This window comes from Kitasatospora sp. NPDC048296 (genome assembly GCF_043201815.1).
In the GTDB taxonomy this organism is placed as follows: Bacteria; Actinomycetota; Actinomycetes; order Streptomycetales; family Streptomycetaceae; genus Kitasatospora.
Genome location: NZ_JBICZB010000013.1, coordinates 16264 through 32766 on the forward strand (window position 1 = coordinate 16264; position 16503 = coordinate 32766).

The following is a 16503-nucleotide window of genomic DNA, read 5'->3' on the forward strand; positions in this document are numbered from 1 at the left end:
CGGACCGCATGCACCGGGGCGCCTACTCCGAGGTGGTATACCAGACGCCAATGGACCTCCTCGTGTTAGGCCCGGACGGGCGGGCCGGGGGGGGGGGGGGCGCCCCCCCCCCCCCGCCCCCGGCCGTTTCCGCTGCCGTTTCCGCTGCCGCCGGCCTCAGCGCCGCCCGGAGCGCCGGTCGCCCGAGCCGCCGTCGCCGCCACCGGCCAGGCCCGCACGGCGCAGCGCGTCCGCCATGGCGCTGTTGGCCGGCGCGCCGCCGCCGGAGCCGCCCCGGTCGCCGCGGTCACCCCGGTCGCGCCGGTCCTGCCCGCCGCGGCCACCCTGGCCGCCCTGGCTGCCCTGGCCGCCACCGCGCCGCTCCTGGCGCGGCGGGCGGGCCTGCCGGTCGCCCCGGTCGCCGCCTCGGTCGCCGCGGTCGCCCCGGTCCCCGCGCTCGCCGCCGACCTCGTCGTCCAGCCGCAGGGTGAGCCCGATCCGCTTGCGCGGCACGTCCACCGAGAGCACCCGGACCTTGACGATGTCGCCGGGCTTGACCACCTCGCGCGGGTCCTTGACGAAGTTCCTCGACAACGCCGAGACGTGCACCAGCCCGTCCTGGTGGACGCCCACGTCGACGAAGGCGCCGAAGGCGGCGACATTGGTGACCACGCCCTCCAGCACCATGCCGACCTCCAGGTCGCCGATCTTGTCGACGCCCTCCTTGAAGACGGCGGTGCGGAAGGCCGGGCGCGGGTCGCGGCCCGGCTTGTCCAGCTCGCCGAGGATGTCGGTGACGGTCGGGACGCCGAAGGTGTCGTCGGAGAAGTCGGCCGGGCGCAGCGCGCGCAGCCGCTCGCTGTTGCCGATCAGCTCGCGCAGCTCCCCGCCGATCGAGGCGAGGATGCGGCGCACCACCGGGTAGGCCTCGGGGTGCACGCTGGAGGCGTCCAGCGGGTCCTCGCCGCCGGGGATGCGCAGGAAGCCGGCGCACTGCTCGAAGGCCTTGGGGCCGAGCCGGGCGACGTCCTTGAGCTGCTTGCGGGTGCGGAACGGGCCGTTGGCGTCGCGGTGGGCCACGATGTTGTCGGCCAGCGTGGCGGTGACGCCGGAGACCCGGGTGAGCAGCGGTGCCGATGCGGTGTTGACGTCCACGCCGACGGCGTTGACGCAGTCCTCGACCACGGCGTCCAGCGAGCGGGAGAGCAACACCACGCTCAGGTCGTGCTGGTACTGGCCGACGCCGATCGACTTGGGGTCGATCTTGACCAGTTCGGCCAGCGGGTCCTGGAGGCGGCGGGCGATGGAGACCGCTCCGCGGATCGACACGTCCAGGTCCGGCAGCTCCTGGGAGGCGAACGCCGAGGCCGAGTAGACCGAGGCGCCGGCCTCGCTGACCATCGCCTTGGTGAGGTTCAGTTCGGGGTGGCGCTTGATCAGGTCCTCGGCGAGCTTGTCGGTCTCCCGGGAGGCGGTGCCGTTGCCGATCGCGACCAGGTCGACGTCGTGCTTCCTCGCCAGCGCGGCCAGGGTGCCCAGGGCCGCGTCCCACTTGTTGGCGGGCTGGTGCGGGTAGATCGTCTCGTACGCGACGACCTTGCCGGTGGCGTCCACCACGGCGACCTTCACGCCGGTGCGGAAGCCCGGGTCCAGGCCCATGGTGGCGCGGGTGCCGGCCGGGGCGGCGAGCAGCAGGTCGCGCAGGTTGGCGGCGAAGACGCGCACCGCCTCCTCCTCGGCCTCGGCGCGCAGCCGACCGCGCAGGTCGATGCCGAGCCGGACCAGGATGCGAGTGCGCCAGGCCCACCGGACGGTGTCGCCCAGCCACTTGTCGGCCGGGCGGCCGTGGTCGGCGATGCCGAAGCGGCCGGCGATGCGCTGCTCGTAGTCGTTCTCGCCGGGCAGGTCGCCCGCGGACTCACCGTCGTAGGGCGAGAGTTCGAGGTCGAGCACCTCCTCCTTCTCGCCGCGCAGCATCGCCAGGATGCGGTGCGAGGGGAGCTTGGTGTAGGGCTCGGCGAAGTCGAAGTAGTCGGCGAACTTGGCGCCGTCGCCCTCCTTGCCGTCCCGGACCTTCGCGACCACGCGGCCCCGGGTCCACATCCGCTCGCGCAGCGAGCCGACCAGGTCGGCGTCCTCGCCGAAGCGCTCGACCAGGATCGCGCGGGCGCCCTCCAGGGCGGCGGGGCCGTCCGCCACCGACTCGTTCAGGTACCGGGCGGCGAGTGCGGCCGGGTCCTGCGTCGGGTCGGTGAGCAGGGTGTCGGCCAGCGGCTCCAGGCCCGCCTCGCGGGCGATCTGCGCCTTGGTGCGCCGCTTGGGCTTGAAGGGCAGGTAGATGTCCTCCAGTCGGGCCTTGGAGTCCGCGGCGAGCACCTGGGCGCGCAGCGCGTCGTCCAGCTTGCCCTGGGCCTCGATCGACTCCAGGACGGCCGCCCGGCGCTCCTCCAGCTCGCGCAGGTAGCGCAGCCGCTCCTCCAGGGTGCGCAGTTGGGCGTCGTCCAGCGAGCCGGTGACCTCCTTGCGGTAACGGGCCACGAAGGGGACGGTCGCGCCGCCGTCGAGCAGGTCGACCGCAGCCTTCACCTGCCCCTCACGGACGCCCAGTTCCTCGGCGATCTTCCGCTCGATCACCTGCTGGGCCTGCCGGGCCCCCTGTTCGACTGGCGTGGTCACGAAGCCGGTCACCTTCTCCTTCAGCATGACTCAGCGAGGACCCCCGGCCCGTCTGGTCCGGGAGAAACCGCTACTTGACCGAGCGCCGCAAGCGACGCCTCATTACTTGGGGTGCTTACGAATGAGCGCGGAGGACGCAGCCAAGGATTTCCCTCCACGAATAACAGGATTTGGCTCATATGACGAGCTGCGGGTCAATACGATAACGATCGTGAAGATTGTGGCACAGGTGAAGCTCCTGCCGACGCCCGAACAGGCATCGGCGCTGGAGCGCACTCTGCATGCCGTCAACGACACGGCGAACTGGGTGTCCGGCGTGGCGTTCGAGCGTGGTGTGCCGCGTGAGTACGAGTTGCGCAAGCACACCTACGCAGAGTTGAAGGCCCGCGGACTGGGATCGCAGACCGCTCAGCACGTGATCAAGAAGGTCCGAAACGCCTACACGACGTTGAGGGCGAACGCACAGGCTGGGAACCTTGGAAAGCCCGGCTCCAAGCGCCGAACCAAAGCCGAGTCGAAGCCTGTCGCCTTCCGGCCCGGGGCGGCCCGGCCATACGACGATCGATGTTTGAGCTGGCAGATGGACGCGCAGACCGTGTCCGTCTGGACCACCGAGGGTCGCTTGAAAGGCGTGCGGTTCGCGTGTTCGCCAGACGCACTCAGGATGCTGCGTGGGCACCGGAGGGGTGAGAGCGATCTGGTCCAACGTGACGGCACGTTCTACCTGATCGCCACCTGCGAGGTACCGGAATCCCCGGTGAACGACAGCCCGGCAAGCTTCCTCGGTGTGGACCTGGGGGTCGTCACCATCGCTACGACCAGCGATGGTGTCCGCTATGCCGGACGCGGCCTCAATCGGCACCGAAAGCGACAACTCGCCCTACGGAGGAAGCTGCAGAAGAAAGGCACCAAGTCCGCCAAGCGGCTCCTCAAGAAGCGCGCCCGGAAAGAGGCCCGCTTCGCCGCCGACCAGAACCACCGCATCTCCAAGTCTGTCGTCACCACCGCTGAACGCACCGGACGCGGCATCGCCCTGGAAGATCTCAGTGGCATCCGCAGCCGGGTACGGCTCCGCAAGGACCAGCGGTCATCCCTTCATTCGTGGAGCTTCCACCAACTCGGCCAGTGCATTGCATACAAGGCTAGGCGGGTTGGAGTGCCGCTGGTGCGCATCGATCCCGCGCACACCAGCCGACAATGCTCCGAATGCGGACACACCGACCGGAAGAACCGGCCGCTACAAGCAGAGTTCGCGTGCCGCGCCTGCGGCTTCACCATGCACGCGGACCACAACGCGTCCCGCAACATCGCCCGCAAGGGCGAGACCGCGTGGGCTGCGGGGCGTCAGTCATGCGTCCCAGCCATCAGCACATAACAGATGGCTCAGACGCGGGAGGCCACGCGGCAGCCGGTCGCGCCCTACCTGCAAGCCCGGTCTTCAGGGCCGGGTCAAGTTGACTGCTTTCGCCGTACGCCCCGCGCACCCGGCGCCGCGCGCAGTGCCCGGCGCTCCCCCTCCGTCCGCCGACTGATCACCATCTCCTCACCCTATCGGGCCGGGTAGTTCGGAAATCCGGCTGAAGCCCGGCGATCTGCGCTGTACGCTGCCGGGCATGTGCGCTGCCGCCCGGATGCACCCCGATGAACCGGTCGTCGACGCGGCCCTGGTACGGCGGTTGATCTCCGCCCAGTTCCCCGAATGGGTGGGGCTTCCGGTCACGCCGGTCGGGTCCGCCGGGACGGACAACGCGATGTTCCGGCTCGGGCCCGAACTCGCCGTCCGGCTGCCCCGGGTGGAGTGGGCGGCCGGGGACGTCCGCCGGGAACACCAGTGGCTGCCCCGACTGGCACCGCGGCTGCCGCTGCCCGTCCCCGCACCGATCGCCGTCGGCCGACCCGCCGCGGGCTACCCGTGGGAGTGGTCGGTGCTGCGCTGGCTCGACGGCGTCAACCCAGCGGTCGGCGCCCTCGCCGCCCCCGACGCCCTGGCCCGCGACCTGGCCGGCTTCGTCAACGCCCTGCGCACCGCCAACCCCGCGGGCGGCCCCGCCGGGCACCGCAGCGTCCCGCTCGCCTCCCGGGACGGCGCCACCCGCGCGGCGATCACCCAGCTGACCGGCGCGATCGACACGGCGGCCGCAACCGCCCTGTGGGACAAGGCACTTCGCCTCCCCGAGTACGACGGCCCGCCGACCTGGATGCACGGCAACCTCACCCCCGGCAACCTGCTGGTCTCCAGAACCGGCCGGCTCGCCGCCGTCATCGACTTCGCCCTGATGGGCGTCGGCGACCCCACCGCCGACCTGATCGCCGCCTGGAACCTGCTCCCCGCCACCGCCCGACCCACCTTCCGGACCGCCCTGCACGCGGACGACGCGATGTGGGCCCGCGGCCGCGCCTGGGCCTTCTCCATCGCCCTGGTGACGATCCCCTACTACCGCCACACCGACCAGGCGCTGACCGCGAACGCCCGCCACGTCGTCCGCGAGGTCCTCGCCGACCGCAGCGTGTAGAAGCGGCCCGGCGGCTCCTCGCCGACGACGACGTGGTGCGGGGTGCGCTGCCCACTGCCCGCTGCCCGTACACGAGGGCTTCGGACGTCTGATCCTCCGCCACCACTGGTGTTGTCCGCGGCCATTGCTATGGTTCTCCCCGCCACTAGCAGCAGGGGGGCAGAATTGGCACGGAGTGTGATCGACGTCAGGGTGAGCCGACGAGTGCTGTGGATCGGCGGGGACGCGTACCCGCTGCAGCACATCGCCCGGGCACGGCAGCTGGTGTGGTGGCCGCCCAAGCGCTTGCGGACCGTCATCAGGTTCGTCCGGCAGGTGATCGGTCTGCTGTTCGCCGCCGGCTTCCTCGGCACGCTCACCAAGAACGCGACGGATCAGTCGATGGCCCGCGCCGTCCCGGGCGTACTGCTGGTCGCCGCACTCCTGTTCTGCCTCTACCGGTTCGTCACCCGACTGCGGCAGAGGGCGGTGTACAAGCTGGTCATCGAGACCTCGAACTCCGCGACCACCGCCGTGGTGAGCCACGACGCCCGGCAGATCGGCAACCTGATCCAGATGATCATGGAGGCGATCGACAACCCCCAGGCCGAGTTCGCACTCCAGGTCGAGAACGTCCACATCGGCGACAAAATCACCCAGTACGGCGACCACAACACCGGAAAGCGGGTCGGACTGTGAGCAACTCCTTCCACTTCGGCGACTCGGTCACCCAGCACGGCGACCACAACATCGGCATCGTGAAGAACCAGGGCCCGGTCGATCCGCAGGCCGCGCTGCGCGAACTCGTCACCGCCGTCCACCAGTTGCGCGAGCAGGTGCCGACCGAGGATCAGGAGGTGCTGGACGAGTCGCTCGACGCCATCGGCGACGGCGCCGAGGCATCGCCGTCCACCCTGCGGCGGGCACTGCGCAACATCTCCGGGGTGGCCTCGCTGGTCCGGGCGGGTGCGCCGGTGGTGGAGTCGGTCCGGCGGATCCTGGACTCGCTCAACTCCTGAGCTCGCAATTGTCCTACCGGGTCAGAAACCTGCCCCGGTTAACACTGCTGTTAGCCTGATCCCATGAGTGGACTGCGGGAGCGCAAGAAGGAGCGGACGCGACAGGCCATCTCCGAGGCGGCCATCGCGCTCTTCCTGGAGCACGGCTTCGACCAGGTGTCGGTGGCGGACGTCGCGGCCGCCGCCGAGGTCTCCAAGCCGACCCTGTTCAGCTACTTCGCCAGCAAGGAGGACCTGGTCGTCCACCGCTTCGCCGACCACCAGGAGCAGGCGGCCGAGGTGGTCCGGGGCCGCGGCGCCGACGAGACGGTGCTCGACGCCCTGCGCCGCGACTTCCTGGACGGCCTCGCCCGGCGCGACCCCGTCACCGGCCTCAACGACCACCCCCAGGTGCTGGCCTTCACCGCCCTGGTCTACGGCACCCCGAGCCTGGCCGCCCGGGTCGGCGCCTACGTCGCCCGAGCCGAACAGTCCCTCGCCGACGCCCTGCGCGAGGCCCCCGACCTCCCCGGGCCCCGCGAGCTCACCGCACCCCTGCTCGCCGCCCAGGTCACCGCCACCCAGCGCGTCCTCGCCCTGCACAACTGGCACCGCATCCACCACGACGGCCGCTCCGCCGACGACCTCCACCCCGACGCCGTCGCCGACGCCACCCGCGCCTTCGACCTCCTCACCCACGGCTACGCCGAGGCCTGAGCGTCAGAACCCGAGCGCGGGCCCACGGACCCGCGCGGGGCAGCCGGCGTTGGGAGCGCGAAACCCGGCCCCGCGCCGGGTCGTGAGCAGCGGCGAGGCGGGACTACCGCCGACGCGGCCTGCCTGAGCGGCCGCCACCCTGCGGCCCTGCCCCGCCACGCGGCTTGCGCGGGGCGGCGGCGTGCACGGGGGCACCGGCCGCCTCCGGCCAGTGGGTGGGGCGGGTGAGGGTGGCGGGGAGACGGGTGGTGGCGTCGCCGCGGGCGGCGTTGAGTTGGGCCTGGGTGAGGAAGAGGGCCGAGCTGAGGTCGGCGCCGGCGAGGTTGGCGTCGCGGAGGTCGGCGCCGATCAGGTCGGCGAGGCGCAGGTCGGCGCCGGAGAGGTCGGCGGCGACGAGGAGGGCGCCGCGGAGGTTGGCGCCGCGCAGGTCCGCGCCGCGCAGGCGGGCGCCGAAGAGGTCGGCGCCGCGGTGCTCGCGACGGCGGGGGACGGTGGCGCGGACGAGTTCACCGGCGCGCAGCAGCAGGTCGCTGACCCGCCGGCGGTGGGCGGGGACGTCGACGGCGAGGATCTCCTCGGGGGTGCCGCCGGCCAGCCGGTCGGTCTCCTCCAGGGCCTGGCGCAGTTCGGCGTGGACGGGCCGGGCCGCCTCGAAGGTGAGCGCCTCGGTGAGGTACCAGAGGAGTTCGTGGAGCTGCCGCACGATCGGGAACACGTCGAACATCGGCTGGGCGCCGGCCGGTTCCTCGCGCCAGCTGACCCCGCCGAAGGTGACCTGGGAGACCCGCTGTCCGGCGCCGAAGCAGTCGTAGACGGTGCAGCCCTGGAAGCCGCTGTCCCGCAGCCGCGCGTGGATGCCGCAGCTGAAGTCGGTCCGCAGGTTGCGACAGGGGGTGCCGGCGGCCTTGTCGACGGCGAAGTCGGCGGTGGCCGCGAAGGGCAGGGCGACGCAGCAGAGCCCGAAGCAGCTGCCGCAGTCGGACTGGAGCGGGGTCGGCGCGGCCGCCGTCTGGTCCTGCGGCGGCTCGGTCTCGCGCACGTTCCGGGGTCCCTCCAGCAGCGGGGCGCCGGTCCGGCCCCGTGAACCCTGAAATCCTACTGGGCACGGCCACCCTCACATCAGTAATATGTGCAGCAGCAAAGAGACCATTACGTGCGGGGGAGCAGGCAGCATGGCGCAGGCGAGCATCACCGAGCTGGTCCGGATGTGGATCAGCGGCTGGACGGTCTCCCGGGGCTCCGCCGATCCGGTGGAGCAGCCCTGGGGCTGGAGCATCGACGTCGGCGCACCGGCCAGGGAGGTGGGCCGGCACGTGCTGCCCGAGCCGACCGAGGGCGAGGTCCGCAAGCTCGCCGAGACGATCACCGCGCCGACCACCTGGCTGAAGCTGTTCGCCGAGGACGACACCGTGCGTCCCTGGCTCGGCCCGCGGTGGCGGCTGGACCAGCCGGGCTTCCTGATGACCGCCCCGCTCGGCCCCGAGCGGCCCGAGCTCCCGGCCGGCTACACCGTGACCACCTGGACCAGGGGCGGGATCCTGCGGGTGCTGGTGCGCACCGAGGACGGGCACCTGGCCGCCCGGGGCCAGGCGGGCCTGGCCGGCCCGGTGGCCGTCCCGGACCAGATCGTGACGGCCCCCGAGCATCGCCGCCGGGGCCTGGGTTCCGTGGTGATCCGGGCGCTGCAGTCCGGCGCGTACGACACCGGTGCCCGCACCGGCGTACTGGTCGGCACGCCGGACGGTCGGGCGCTCTACACCTCGCTGGGCTGGACCACCCACGCCCCGATGGCGAGCCTGGTCCTGGAAGAGCAGGAGGACTGAAGAAGCAGGAGGGCCGAAGCGGTCGGCCTAGCGGTACGGCAGCAGCTCGGGCCGCTTCGGCGGGCGGCCGTCGCCGGAGGAGCGGCCGGTGAGGCGGCGCCCGATCCACGGGCCGAGGTGGGTGCCCAGCCAGCGGGCGTCCGAGCGCAGCTGCTCGACGCGGCCGACTGGGGCGGCAGGCGGCAGCGGGGCGCGCCAGTCGAAGGCGGCGGGGCGGCCGAGCGCCTCCAGCACACCCTCGGCGACCCGGCGGTGGCCCTCGGGAGAGAAGTGCAGCCGGTCCTCGTCCCAGAGCCGGCGGTCGTCGAAGCAAGGCGCGGAGAAGAGGTCGACCACGACGAAGCCGTCCTGCCGCCCGAGCTCCTGCACGAAGGCCTTCATCCGCAGGATGGCGGGCAGCAGCCGGGCGCCGCCTGCCATCCTGCGGGTGGGGTCGGTGCTGGTGAACAGGACGACGGTGGCGCCGGCTGCGCGCAGGTCGGCGGCGCAGCGGCCGAGCAGCCGCTCGACCCGGTCGATGTCGCAGCCGGGGCGCAGCACGTCGTTGAGGCCGCCGGCCAGGGTGACGAGTTCGGCGCCCATGGCGGCGGCGGTGGCGAGCTGCTCGTCGTGGATCTGGCCGATGAGCTTGCCGCGGACGGCGAGGTTGGCGTACCGGAAGTCCCCGCCTGATTGCCCCACCCGATCCGCGTGCTCGGCGGCGAGCGCCGAGGCGACCCGGTCGGCCCAGCCGCGGTAGTGGCCGTCGGGCAGCAGGTCGTCGCACATGCCCTCGGTGAAGGAGTCCCCGACGGCGACGTAGCTGGCGTAGCTGCGACTGGTGGTGGGCACGGGCGGCCTCCGCTCTTCTCTGATGACTCCGCGGCGCGATCCGGCAATCGTACGTGTGTGTTTACCAACCAATACCACAGGGGCCCGGCCGCTCATCCGGCGTCCACTGCCCGTTTATCGGTCCGCGCCATCCTGAGCACACGGGGCGGCGGCCGGCGACGGGGGCTTTGCCGCCGCCCCACTGCGACAGGGTTCGCTCACCCCCCGACGGCCGCGCTCGGAGCCGTGAACCAGTGCTCCCGCACCGCGTCGGTGGGCCGCTGCTCGCCCAGGGCGCCCAGCCCCCACTCCCCCAAGGCCTCGATCACCGGCCGCAGTTCGCTTCCGCGCCCGGTCAGCTCGTAGACCGTCGCGCTGGCCGGCCGTTCCAGCTTGCGCCGGACGGCGAGCCCCTCGCCCTCCAGTTGCTTGAGCCTGGCCGCGAGGATGTCGGTGGAGACGCCGGGCAGGTCGGCGTGCAGGTCGGTGTAGCGGCGCGGGCCGCCGAGGAGTTCACGGACGATCAGGAGGCTCCAGCGCTCCCCCACCGCGTCCAGGGCGCGGGCGACGGCGCAGTACTGGTCGTAGCTTCGGCGTGACATGTGGATCAGCATAGCCAAAAGGTTGGACTTTCCAAGTGCCAACTTGGTAGAACAAAGCAGAAGCAACGGAGCGGTGGTGACGGTCGGGAGGCCGCAGATGGAGTTTCGGCAGTCGAGCAAGCTGAACGGCGTGTGCTACGAGATCCGGGGACCGGTGGTCGACCAGGCCAACGCCCTGGAGGAGGCCGGGCACAGCGTGCTGCGGCTGAACACCGGCAACCCGGCCCCGTTCGGCTTCGAGGCGCCCGAGGAGATCATCCAGGACATCATCCGCAACCTGCCGCGGGCGCACGGCTACAGCGACTCGCGCGGCATCCTGCCGGCCCGTCGCGCGGTGGTGCAGTACTACCAGCAGCGCGGGGTCCAGGGCGTCGGCGTCAACGACGTCTACCTCGGCAACGGCGTCTCCGAGCTGATCCAGATGGCCGTCACCGCGCTGGTGGACGACGGCGACGAGGTGCTCGTCCCGATGCCCGACTACCCGCTCTGGACCGCGTCGGTCCGGCTGGCCGGCGGCAAGGCCGTGCACTACCTGTGCGACGAAGAGGCCGAGTGGTATCCGGACCTGGACGACATCGCCGCCAAGATCACCGCCCGCACCAAGGCGATCGTGGTCATCAACCCCAACAACCCCACCGGCGCGGTCTACCCGAAGGAACTGCTGGAGGGCATCCTCGACCTGGCCCGCCGCCACCAGCTGATGGTGCTGGCCGACGAGATCTACGACAAGATCCTCTACGACGACACCGAGCACCACTGCCTGGCGGCCCTCGCCGACGACGTGCTCACCCTCACCTTCAACGGCCTCTCCAAGGCCTACCGGGTGGCCGGCTTCCGCAGCGGCTGGCTGGTCGTCTCCGGCCCCAAGCAGCACGCGACCGACTACCTGGAGGGCCTGACCATGCTCTCCGGCATGCGGCTGTGCCCCAACGTGCCCGCCCAGTACGCCGTCCAGGCCGCGCTCGGCGGCCACCAGTCCATCAACGACCTGGTACTGCCCGGCGGCCGGCTCACCGAGCAGCGCGACATCGCGGTCAAGGCGCTCAACGAGATCCCCGGCGTCAGCTGCGTCAAGCCCAAGGGCGCCCTGTACGCCTTCGCCAAGCTCGACCCGGCGGTGCACCGGATCGTCGACGACGAGCGGTTCGTGCTGGACCTGCTGCTGCGCGAGAAGATCCACGTCGTCCAGGGCACCGGCTTCAACTGGCCCCGCCCGGACCACTTCCGCTTCGTCACCCTGCCGCGCGCCGACGACCTGGAGACGGCGATCAACCGGATCGGGCGCTTCCTCGCGACGTACCGGCAGAGCTGAGCGCCCAGGGCCTGTCTCTCGGGTCTTGTCGGACCCGGCAAGGACCCGAGAGACAGGCCCTAGGCTCAAGCGCATGACCGTCCTGCGTTCCGTCGCGCTGTTCGTGCTCGCCGCCGTCGCCGAGATCGGCGGCTGCTGGCTGGTCTGGCAGAGCGTGCGGGAGCAACGGCCGTGGTGGCTGGCGGGGTTGGGGGTGGTGGCGCTCGGCGCGTACGGCTTCGTCGCGGCGCTGCAGCCGGACAGCCACTTCGGCCGGGTACTGGCCGCGTACGGCGGGGTGTTCGTGGCGGGCTCGCTGCTCTGGGGCATGGCCGTGGACGGCTTCCGGCCGACCCGCTACGACGTGCTGGGCGCGCTGATCTGCCTGGCCGGGGTCGCCGTGATCATGTACGGGCCCCGGCGCTGAACGTGGCCGGGCCCCGGCGTCGAGGAGTTCCTCGACACCGGGGCCCGTCGCGTCGATCGGGGCCTACCAGCCCCAGCCGCCGCCCTCGCCGTCGTCGTCGCGGCCGGAGTCCCAGCCCTCGCCGACCTTGCGCAGGATGCTGTAGTTGTCGATCTGCTTGCCGTCCTCGGTCAGCGCGGTGACCTTCATGACCGACTTCTGGCCCAGGTGCGCCGGGGTGACGTCGACCTTGATGAAGGAGTAGCCGGTGTAGCGCACCCGCGACCACTGGATGGTCTCGGGGGTCTTCACCCGGCCCTTGCTCCAGTAGTAGGTCGTGACCTCGTCCTGGTGGTTCTCGTGCCCCTCGTAGGTGTCCGGCACGTCGAACTTGTACAGGCTGCGGCCGGCCGCACCCGCGGTCACGTAGACCACGCCGTCCTTCTCCGGCTCGATCGTGGCGCCGCTCGGCACCTGCTTCGAGACCTTGTTGCCGAGGATGGCGTCGGTGCGCTCGTAGATGTGGTTGTGGCCGTTGATGACCAGGTCCACCCGGTACTTCTCGAACAGCGGCACCCAGGCCTCGCGGACACCGCCCTCGGAGGCGTGCGCGACGGTGGTGGAGAAGGCGCAGTGGTGGAAGAAGACCACGATGAAGTCGACGGTCTCGTCGCCGCGCAGGTCCTTGAGGGTGCGCTCCAGCCACGCGGTCTGCTTGCCCGCCGAGAGGCCCAGGTTGGCCGGGATCTCGTAGGACACGTCGTTGGCGTCGAGGGAGATGACGCCGACGTTCTTGTAGCGGAAGCTGTAGACGCCGGGGACCTTGCGCGGGTCCGGGCCGTTGTCCGGCAGGTAGAAGCGGGTGTTCTCGCCGCCGTAGCCGTTGGGCGAGTACCAGGCCTCGATGTCGTGGTTGCCGTACGCGACCATCCACGGCACGGTGGCGGCAACCGTCTCGGTCTGGACCAGGAAGTCGTCCCAGGTCCGGGCGTTGTAGACGGACTTGTCCGGGTCGGTGCCGGAGCCGGCCGGGTCGGCGTAGCAGATGTCGCCGGCGTGCAGGTGGAAGGCCGGGTTCTGGGCCAGGATCACGTGGTCGTTGCCGGCCGCGTGCGAGCTGACGCCCTGGTCGCCGAAGGCGGTGAAGGTGAACGGCTCGTACACCTTGCCCCAGCGGTGGTCGCGGGCGGGCGCGGTGCGGAAGGTGTGCAGGGTGGAGATCCGCTGCTGCGAGGCCGGGTCGAAGCCCTCGTGGCCGACACCGTAGTAGTAGGTGGTGTCGGGGTGCAGGTCCTCCAGCGCCACGTGCAGGTAGTACTGGTCCACCGGCTGGCTGTTCGGGGTCAGCGCCGGGGTGTGCAGGGCGCGGACCTCGGCCTGGACCTTGTGGCTGAGGTCCCACGGGTGCTTGCCGAAGCGCAGGAACGGCTTCTTGACCGGCGCCGGGACCTGCCAGGAGATACGGAACTGGGTGTCCGGCTCGGGGCCGAACTGGAGGTGGCGCCCGATCGGCGCGACCAGCGAGCCGTCGATGCCGTCCGTCGTGCCGCCCGTCAGCAGCTGCGGGCCGGCCGGGGCCGCGACCGCGGTGCCGCTGCCCAGCGCACCGCCGACGGCGATGGCGCCCACCGTCACGGCGCCGGCGCGCAGCATCCGGCGGCGGGAGAAGCGGGCCCGCAGGTACTCGTGCTGCTCGGCCATGCTCATGCGGTCGGCAAGCTTGGCCGGCACGCCCATGTTGGGGATATCCATGCGCGGGACTCTGTCAGCGGCGCGTTGACCGCACGCGGACTTCCGGTGAACGAGCGTCAGCGCGTCCCCCACTTGAACACCAACGTTCGATCAAGGCCAGGTAAAGAGCATGTCCGTACCGAACCGACGTCGGATCATGGGACCCTTCGATACCAGAGATCTTGACCCTGTGTCATGTGCTGGCCCGGCCCGAGGCGGCGGCGACACCGGCGAGTGCAGATCAGGAGGACGGTTCGTCCCAGTGCGTGGCGGCCCGGTCGCCGGTGCCGTCGCAGGTGCGGCAGATCTCGTCCCGGTAGGCCTGCTTGGCGCCGGTCGCGTCCACCCGGTAGCGGACGTACACCCCGGTGCCGTTGCAGAGGAAACAGTTGCCGCCCCCGCCGCCCACCTCGGTGGTGCCGGTGCCCTGGCAGGTGCGGCAGTTGAGGCCGGCGGTCCGGCCGGTGCCCGCGCAGATGCGGCAGACCGTCGTCATCGTCTTCCTCCCTCGGCGCCCAACCACTCGATGCACCGGTCACTCGATGCACCGGTCATGGTAGTGGTCCGGCCTCACGGCCGCCCCGGGGCGTCGATCTGACAATCAGTCAGTAATGATCGGGCCGGTCAGGGGGTCAGTCGGGCAGGGCCTCGCGCACCCGGCGGGAGACCGAGATCAGCTGGAGGTCGAGCAGGCCGGGCGGGTCGGCCAGGCCCGGACCGCCCGCGTGCACCCAGGCGGCTATGTCGTCGATCATCTCGTCCATCAGCACGAAGCCGAGCCAGACCGGACGACCGCCCGCCGCCCGGCCCTCACTGGAGGGGCCGACCACCACCACGTTGGACTGGGTGCAGACGTCCAGGCACTTCACCGCACGGACCCGGCCCGCCGAGCCGACCGCGGTCCGCAGCCGCTCGTACTGCCCCGCGTGGTCCACCCCCGGGTGCTTCGCCTCGGCGCCGCAGCAGCAGCCGCGGCAGACGGTCACCGTCACCGGGGACCCGGCACCCTGCTTGCGGTCGCGGTCACGGCGGCTCATCGGCTCTGCTCCCCCTCGGGTCGGCGAGCCCTGGTCGGCGGCACGCTCTGCACCGGAACTGTACCGGGCACCCGGGGACCCTCCGCCGGGCCGGGGCACCCCTCACTAGGATGCCCAGGGCCCCGCGCCGACGGGGCGGTTTCCAGGGAAGGACGGGCGGATGCCGAAGCGGAGGGCCGTGGGCCTGTGGTTCTCGGTGGCCGTGGCGGTGCTCGGGATCCTCTGCGGGGCCCTCGGGCTCTCGGTGGTCCTCACCGGCGGCTACTCGGTCCACCGGATGGACGGCACGGCGATGGGACCGGGACTGCGGCAGGGCGACCGGATGCTGACCGACCGGGTCGCGGCCGCGGACGTGCGCCGCGGCGAGATCTACGTCGTCGACTCCCCCTGGGACCTCCACCACCCCGTCGTCTCCCGCGTGATGGCCCTCGGCGGCGACCGCATCGCCTGCACCGGCGGACAGCTCAGCCTGGACGGCAAGCCGCTGGACGAGCCGCCCGCCCGGCAGACCGGCACCTGCCCCCACGACTTCGACGTCACCGTCCCGCCCGGGCGGGCCTTCCTGATGGGCGACGGACGCGACCAGGCGATCGACTCCCGGCTGAAGCTCGACGACGGCCGGCAGGGCACCGTCGACCTCGCCAAGCTCACCGCGGGCCGGGTGGTCTGGCACTCCGGCACCGACTCCCCCGCCCTGCCCGGCAAGCTGATCGGCGCGGCGGTGCTGATGGTGCTCGGGGCCCTGCTCACCCTGGCCGGGCTGGTCGCCTCGGTCGTGATCGCCTCCTTCGCCGTCGCCCGGCGCCGGACGGCGGCGTGACGTACCCGGCGGAACCGGACGCGGAACCGGACGACGGCGCGGACGGATCGGGCCCGGTCGCGCTGTACCGGGGCAGCAGCGTCGACGAACTGCGGGAGATCGTCAGCGGGCGACTCTCCTCGCACCGCCTGGCGGTCCTGGGCAGACAGCAACTCGCCAGCTGCTTCCGGGTGTTCCACGAGGGCGGGATCGGGCTCTACGACCTGTGCTACGGCGCGGACGTCCGGCTGAACACCGAGGAACTGCCCGACTTCTACAGCGTCATCCTGCCCGTCACCGGCGACGTACGGGTCCGCGCCAACGGCGTCGAACTGCCCTCCGCGCTGTTCGTCGCCGGGCCGGGCGACCAGGTCTCCATGGAGTGGGACAGCCGGGCCCGCAACGGCGCGCTCGCGGTCTCCCGCGAGACGGTCGAGCAGGCCCTCGCGGTCCGGCTCGGCGACCTCCCCCGCCAAGCGCCCCGGTTCCGCCACCACCTCGACCCCGCCGACCCGGCTGTCCACGCCTGGGTCGAACTCGCCCGGCACTTCATGCGGTTCGCCGTCTCCCCGCTCGGCCGCCGCTCCCCACTGGGCCTGGGCCACTTCGAGAAGCTGCTCGTCGACGGCCTGCTGGACGCCCAGCCGCACTCCTTCAGCGGGCCGACCGCGGACGGCGCCCGCGCGATGCTGCCGAGCGCGCTGCGCCGGGCCACCGCCTACTGCGCGGAGCACGCGCACGAGGCGCTCTCGGTCGGCGACATCGCCCAGGCCGCCCGGGTCGGCGTGCGCACCCTGCGGGAGGGCTTCCGCGCCCACCTGGACACCACCCCGCTCGCCTACCTGCGCGAGGTCCGGCTCGACCGGGTCCACCACGAGCTGCTCGCCATCGCCGACGGCCGGTCGAGCGGCACGGTCACCGAGGTCGCCTGCCGCTGGGGCTTCACCCACCTCGGCCGGTTCAGCGCGGCCTACCGGCGCACCTACGGGCACCCGCCCTCGGAGACCCTCGGGCGCAGCGCCTGACCGGCCCGCCTGGCTATCCGGAAAGCTGCGTGCGCACCGGCCGGATGCGGATAGGCACGGGGGCGCCGCTCGGGCAGGGTTGGTCGCGAGCAGTGGCGGTGCGCCCCGCTCGGGGGA

16 protein-coding genes and 1 pseudogene are annotated in these 16503 nt (G+C 72.0%); 10 read left to right on the forward strand and 7 right to left on the reverse strand.

The window, feature by feature from the left end; genetic code table 11:
• Positions 1–156: 156 nt before the first annotated feature.
• Positions 157–2682, reverse strand: a complete 2526-nt coding sequence (locus ACGF12_RS10685) for a Tex family protein (RefSeq protein ID WP_393027933.1) — start codon at positions 2680–2682, stop codon at positions 157–159.
• Positions 2683–2866: 184 nt separating this feature from the next.
• Here ACGF12_RS10685 and ACGF12_RS10690 point away from each other — a divergent pair, with 184 nt between their 5' ends.
• The 5 genes from ACGF12_RS10690 (at position 2867) to ACGF12_RS10710 (ending at position 6862) form a co-directional block, all read left to right on the forward strand.
• Positions 2867–4030 (forward strand): RNA-guided endonuclease InsQ/TnpB family protein, encoded by a 1164-nt coding sequence (locus ACGF12_RS10690; RefSeq protein ID WP_393027934.1) that lies wholly within the window; start codon positions 2867–2869, stop codon positions 4028–4030.
• 238 nt (positions 4031–4268) lie between these two features.
• Entirely contained in the window at positions 4269–5168 is a 900-nt protein-coding gene (locus ACGF12_RS10695; RefSeq protein ID WP_393027935.1) for an aminoglycoside phosphotransferase family protein, read from the forward strand.
• Positions 5169–5360: 192 nt separating this feature from the next.
• On the forward strand, positions 5361–5846 hold the full coding sequence (locus ACGF12_RS10700; protein WP_393027936.1) for a DUF6232 family protein: 486 nt from the start codon (positions 5361–5363) through the stop codon (positions 5844–5846).
• Positions 5843–6166, forward strand: a complete 324-nt coding sequence (locus ACGF12_RS10705; RefSeq protein ID WP_393027937.1) for a hypothetical protein — start codon at positions 5843–5845, stop codon at positions 6164–6166. Before ACGF12_RS10700 ends, ACGF12_RS10705 begins: the two co-directional genes overlap by 4 nt.
• A gap of 63 nt (positions 6167–6229) precedes the next feature.
• Positions 6230–6862 carry a TetR/AcrR family transcriptional regulator gene (locus tag ACGF12_RS10710; RefSeq protein WP_393027938.1) on the forward strand — a complete coding sequence of 211 codons (633 nt, stop codon included), beginning with the start codon at positions 6230–6232 and terminating at the stop codon, positions 6860–6862.
• 103 nt (positions 6863–6965) lie between these two features.
• Here ACGF12_RS10710 and ACGF12_RS10715 read toward each other — a convergent pair whose 3' ends face one another.
• Positions 6966–7901, reverse strand: coding sequence for a pentapeptide repeat-containing protein (locus ACGF12_RS10715; RefSeq protein WP_393027939.1), 936 nt, complete (start codon positions 7899–7901; stop codon positions 6966–6968).
• A 133-nt stretch (positions 7902–8034) separates the two neighbouring features.
• On the opposite strand from ACGF12_RS10715, the gene ACGF12_RS10720 reads away from it, so the two are divergent.
• On the forward strand, positions 8035–8685 hold the full coding sequence (locus tag ACGF12_RS10720) for a GNAT family N-acetyltransferase (RefSeq protein ID WP_393027940.1): 651 nt from the start codon (positions 8035–8037) through the stop codon (positions 8683–8685).
• Between the two features lie 27 nt (positions 8686–8712).
• On the opposite strand, the gene ACGF12_RS10725 is transcribed toward ACGF12_RS10720, so the two are convergent.
• Both ACGF12_RS10725 and ACGF12_RS10730 read right to left on the reverse strand, forming a co-directional pair.
• Positions 8713–9516: an SGNH/GDSL hydrolase family protein gene (locus ACGF12_RS10725; RefSeq protein WP_393027941.1), complete on the reverse strand. Its 804-nt coding sequence runs from the start codon at positions 9514–9516 to the stop codon at positions 8713–8715.
• A 218-nt stretch (positions 9517–9734) separates the two neighbouring features.
• Positions 9735–10097 (reverse strand): annotated as a pseudogene (locus tag ACGF12_RS10730) (winged helix-turn-helix transcriptional regulator); the annotation flags it as partial.
• A gap of 97 nt (positions 10098–10194) precedes the next feature.
• On the opposite strand from ACGF12_RS10730, the gene ACGF12_RS10735 reads away from it, so the two are divergent.
• Complete coding sequence (locus ACGF12_RS10735; RefSeq protein ID WP_393027942.1) at positions 10195–11409, forward strand: pyridoxal phosphate-dependent aminotransferase; 1215 nt, start codon at positions 10195–10197, stop codon at positions 11407–11409.
• A gap of 73 nt (positions 11410–11482) precedes the next feature.
• Positions 11483–11815: a YnfA family protein gene (locus ACGF12_RS10740; RefSeq protein WP_387631203.1), complete on the forward strand. Its 333-nt coding sequence runs from the start codon at positions 11483–11485 to the stop codon at positions 11813–11815.
• 63 nt (positions 11816–11878) lie between these two features.
• Here ACGF12_RS10740 and ACGF12_RS10745 read toward each other — a convergent pair whose 3' ends face one another.
• The 3 genes from ACGF12_RS10745 to ACGF12_RS10755 all read right to left on the reverse strand — a co-directional run bounded on the left by ACGF12_RS10745 (position 11879) and on the right by ACGF12_RS10755 (position 14562).
• Positions 11879–13546, reverse strand: coding sequence for a fibronectin type III domain-containing protein (locus ACGF12_RS10745; protein ID WP_393027943.1), 1668 nt, complete (start codon positions 13544–13546; stop codon positions 11879–11881).
• Positions 13547–13766: 220 nt separating this feature from the next.
• Complete coding sequence (locus ACGF12_RS10750; RefSeq protein ID WP_393027944.1) at positions 13767–14021, reverse strand: hypothetical protein; 255 nt, start codon at positions 14019–14021, stop codon at positions 13767–13769.
• A gap of 136 nt (positions 14022–14157) precedes the next feature.
• Positions 14158–14562 (reverse strand): (2Fe-2S) ferredoxin domain-containing protein, encoded by a 405-nt coding sequence (locus ACGF12_RS10755; RefSeq protein ID WP_393027945.1) that lies wholly within the window; start codon positions 14560–14562, stop codon positions 14158–14160.
• Between the two features lie 160 nt (positions 14563–14722).
• Here ACGF12_RS10755 and lepB point away from each other — a divergent pair, with 160 nt between their 5' ends.
• Together lepB and ACGF12_RS10765 are read left to right on the forward strand one after the other, a co-directional pair.
• The gene (gene lepB / locus ACGF12_RS10760; protein ID WP_393027946.1) at positions 14723–15382 is read left to right on the forward strand and encodes a signal peptidase I; all 660 of its coding nucleotides are present in this window, start codon (positions 14723–14725) and stop codon (positions 15380–15382) included.
• On the forward strand, positions 15379–16386 hold the full coding sequence (locus ACGF12_RS10765; protein ID WP_393027947.1) for a helix-turn-helix domain-containing protein: 1008 nt from the start codon (positions 15379–15381) through the stop codon (positions 16384–16386). The genes lepB and ACGF12_RS10765 overlap by 4 nt, the downstream gene beginning before the upstream one ends.
• The last annotated feature ends 117 nt before the right edge of the window (positions 16387–16503 follow it).

Bases quoted from the DNA above. Each gene is read 5' to 3' on its own strand.
- ACGF12_RS10685 (WP_393027933.1), bottom strand. From the start codon at position 2,682: ATGCTGAAGGAGAAGGTGACCGGCTTCGTGACCACGCCAGTCGAACAG.
- ACGF12_RS10695 (WP_393027935.1), top strand. From the start codon at position 4,269: ATGTGCGCTGCCGCCCGGATGCACCCCGATGAACCGGTCGTCGACGCG.
- ACGF12_RS10710 (WP_393027938.1), top strand. From the start codon at position 6,230: ATGAGTGGACTGCGGGAGCGCAAGAAGGAGCGGACGCGACAGGCCATC.
- ACGF12_RS10720 (WP_393027940.1), top strand. From the start codon at position 8,035: ATGGCGCAGGCGAGCATCACCGAGCTGGTCCGGATGTGGATCAGCGGC.
- ACGF12_RS10735 (WP_393027942.1), top strand. From the start codon at position 10,195: ATGGAGTTTCGGCAGTCGAGCAAGCTGAACGGCGTGTGCTACGAGATC.
- ACGF12_RS10740 (WP_387631203.1), top strand. From the start codon at position 11,483: ATGACCGTCCTGCGTTCCGTCGCGCTGTTCGTGCTCGCCGCCGTCGCC.
- ACGF12_RS10745 (WP_393027943.1), bottom strand. From the start codon at position 13,546: ATGGATATCCCCAACATGGGCGTGCCGGCCAAGCTTGCCGACCGCATG.
- ACGF12_RS10750 (WP_393027944.1), bottom strand. From the start codon at position 14,021: ATGACGACGGTCTGCCGCATCTGCGCGGGCACCGGCCGGACCGCCGGC.
- ACGF12_RS10755 (WP_393027945.1), bottom strand. From the start codon at position 14,562: ATGAGCCGCCGTGACCGCGACCGCAAGCAGGGTGCCGGGTCCCCGGTG.
- lepB (WP_393027946.1), top strand. From the start codon at position 14,723: ATGCCGAAGCGGAGGGCCGTGGGCCTGTGGTTCTCGGTGGCCGTGGCG.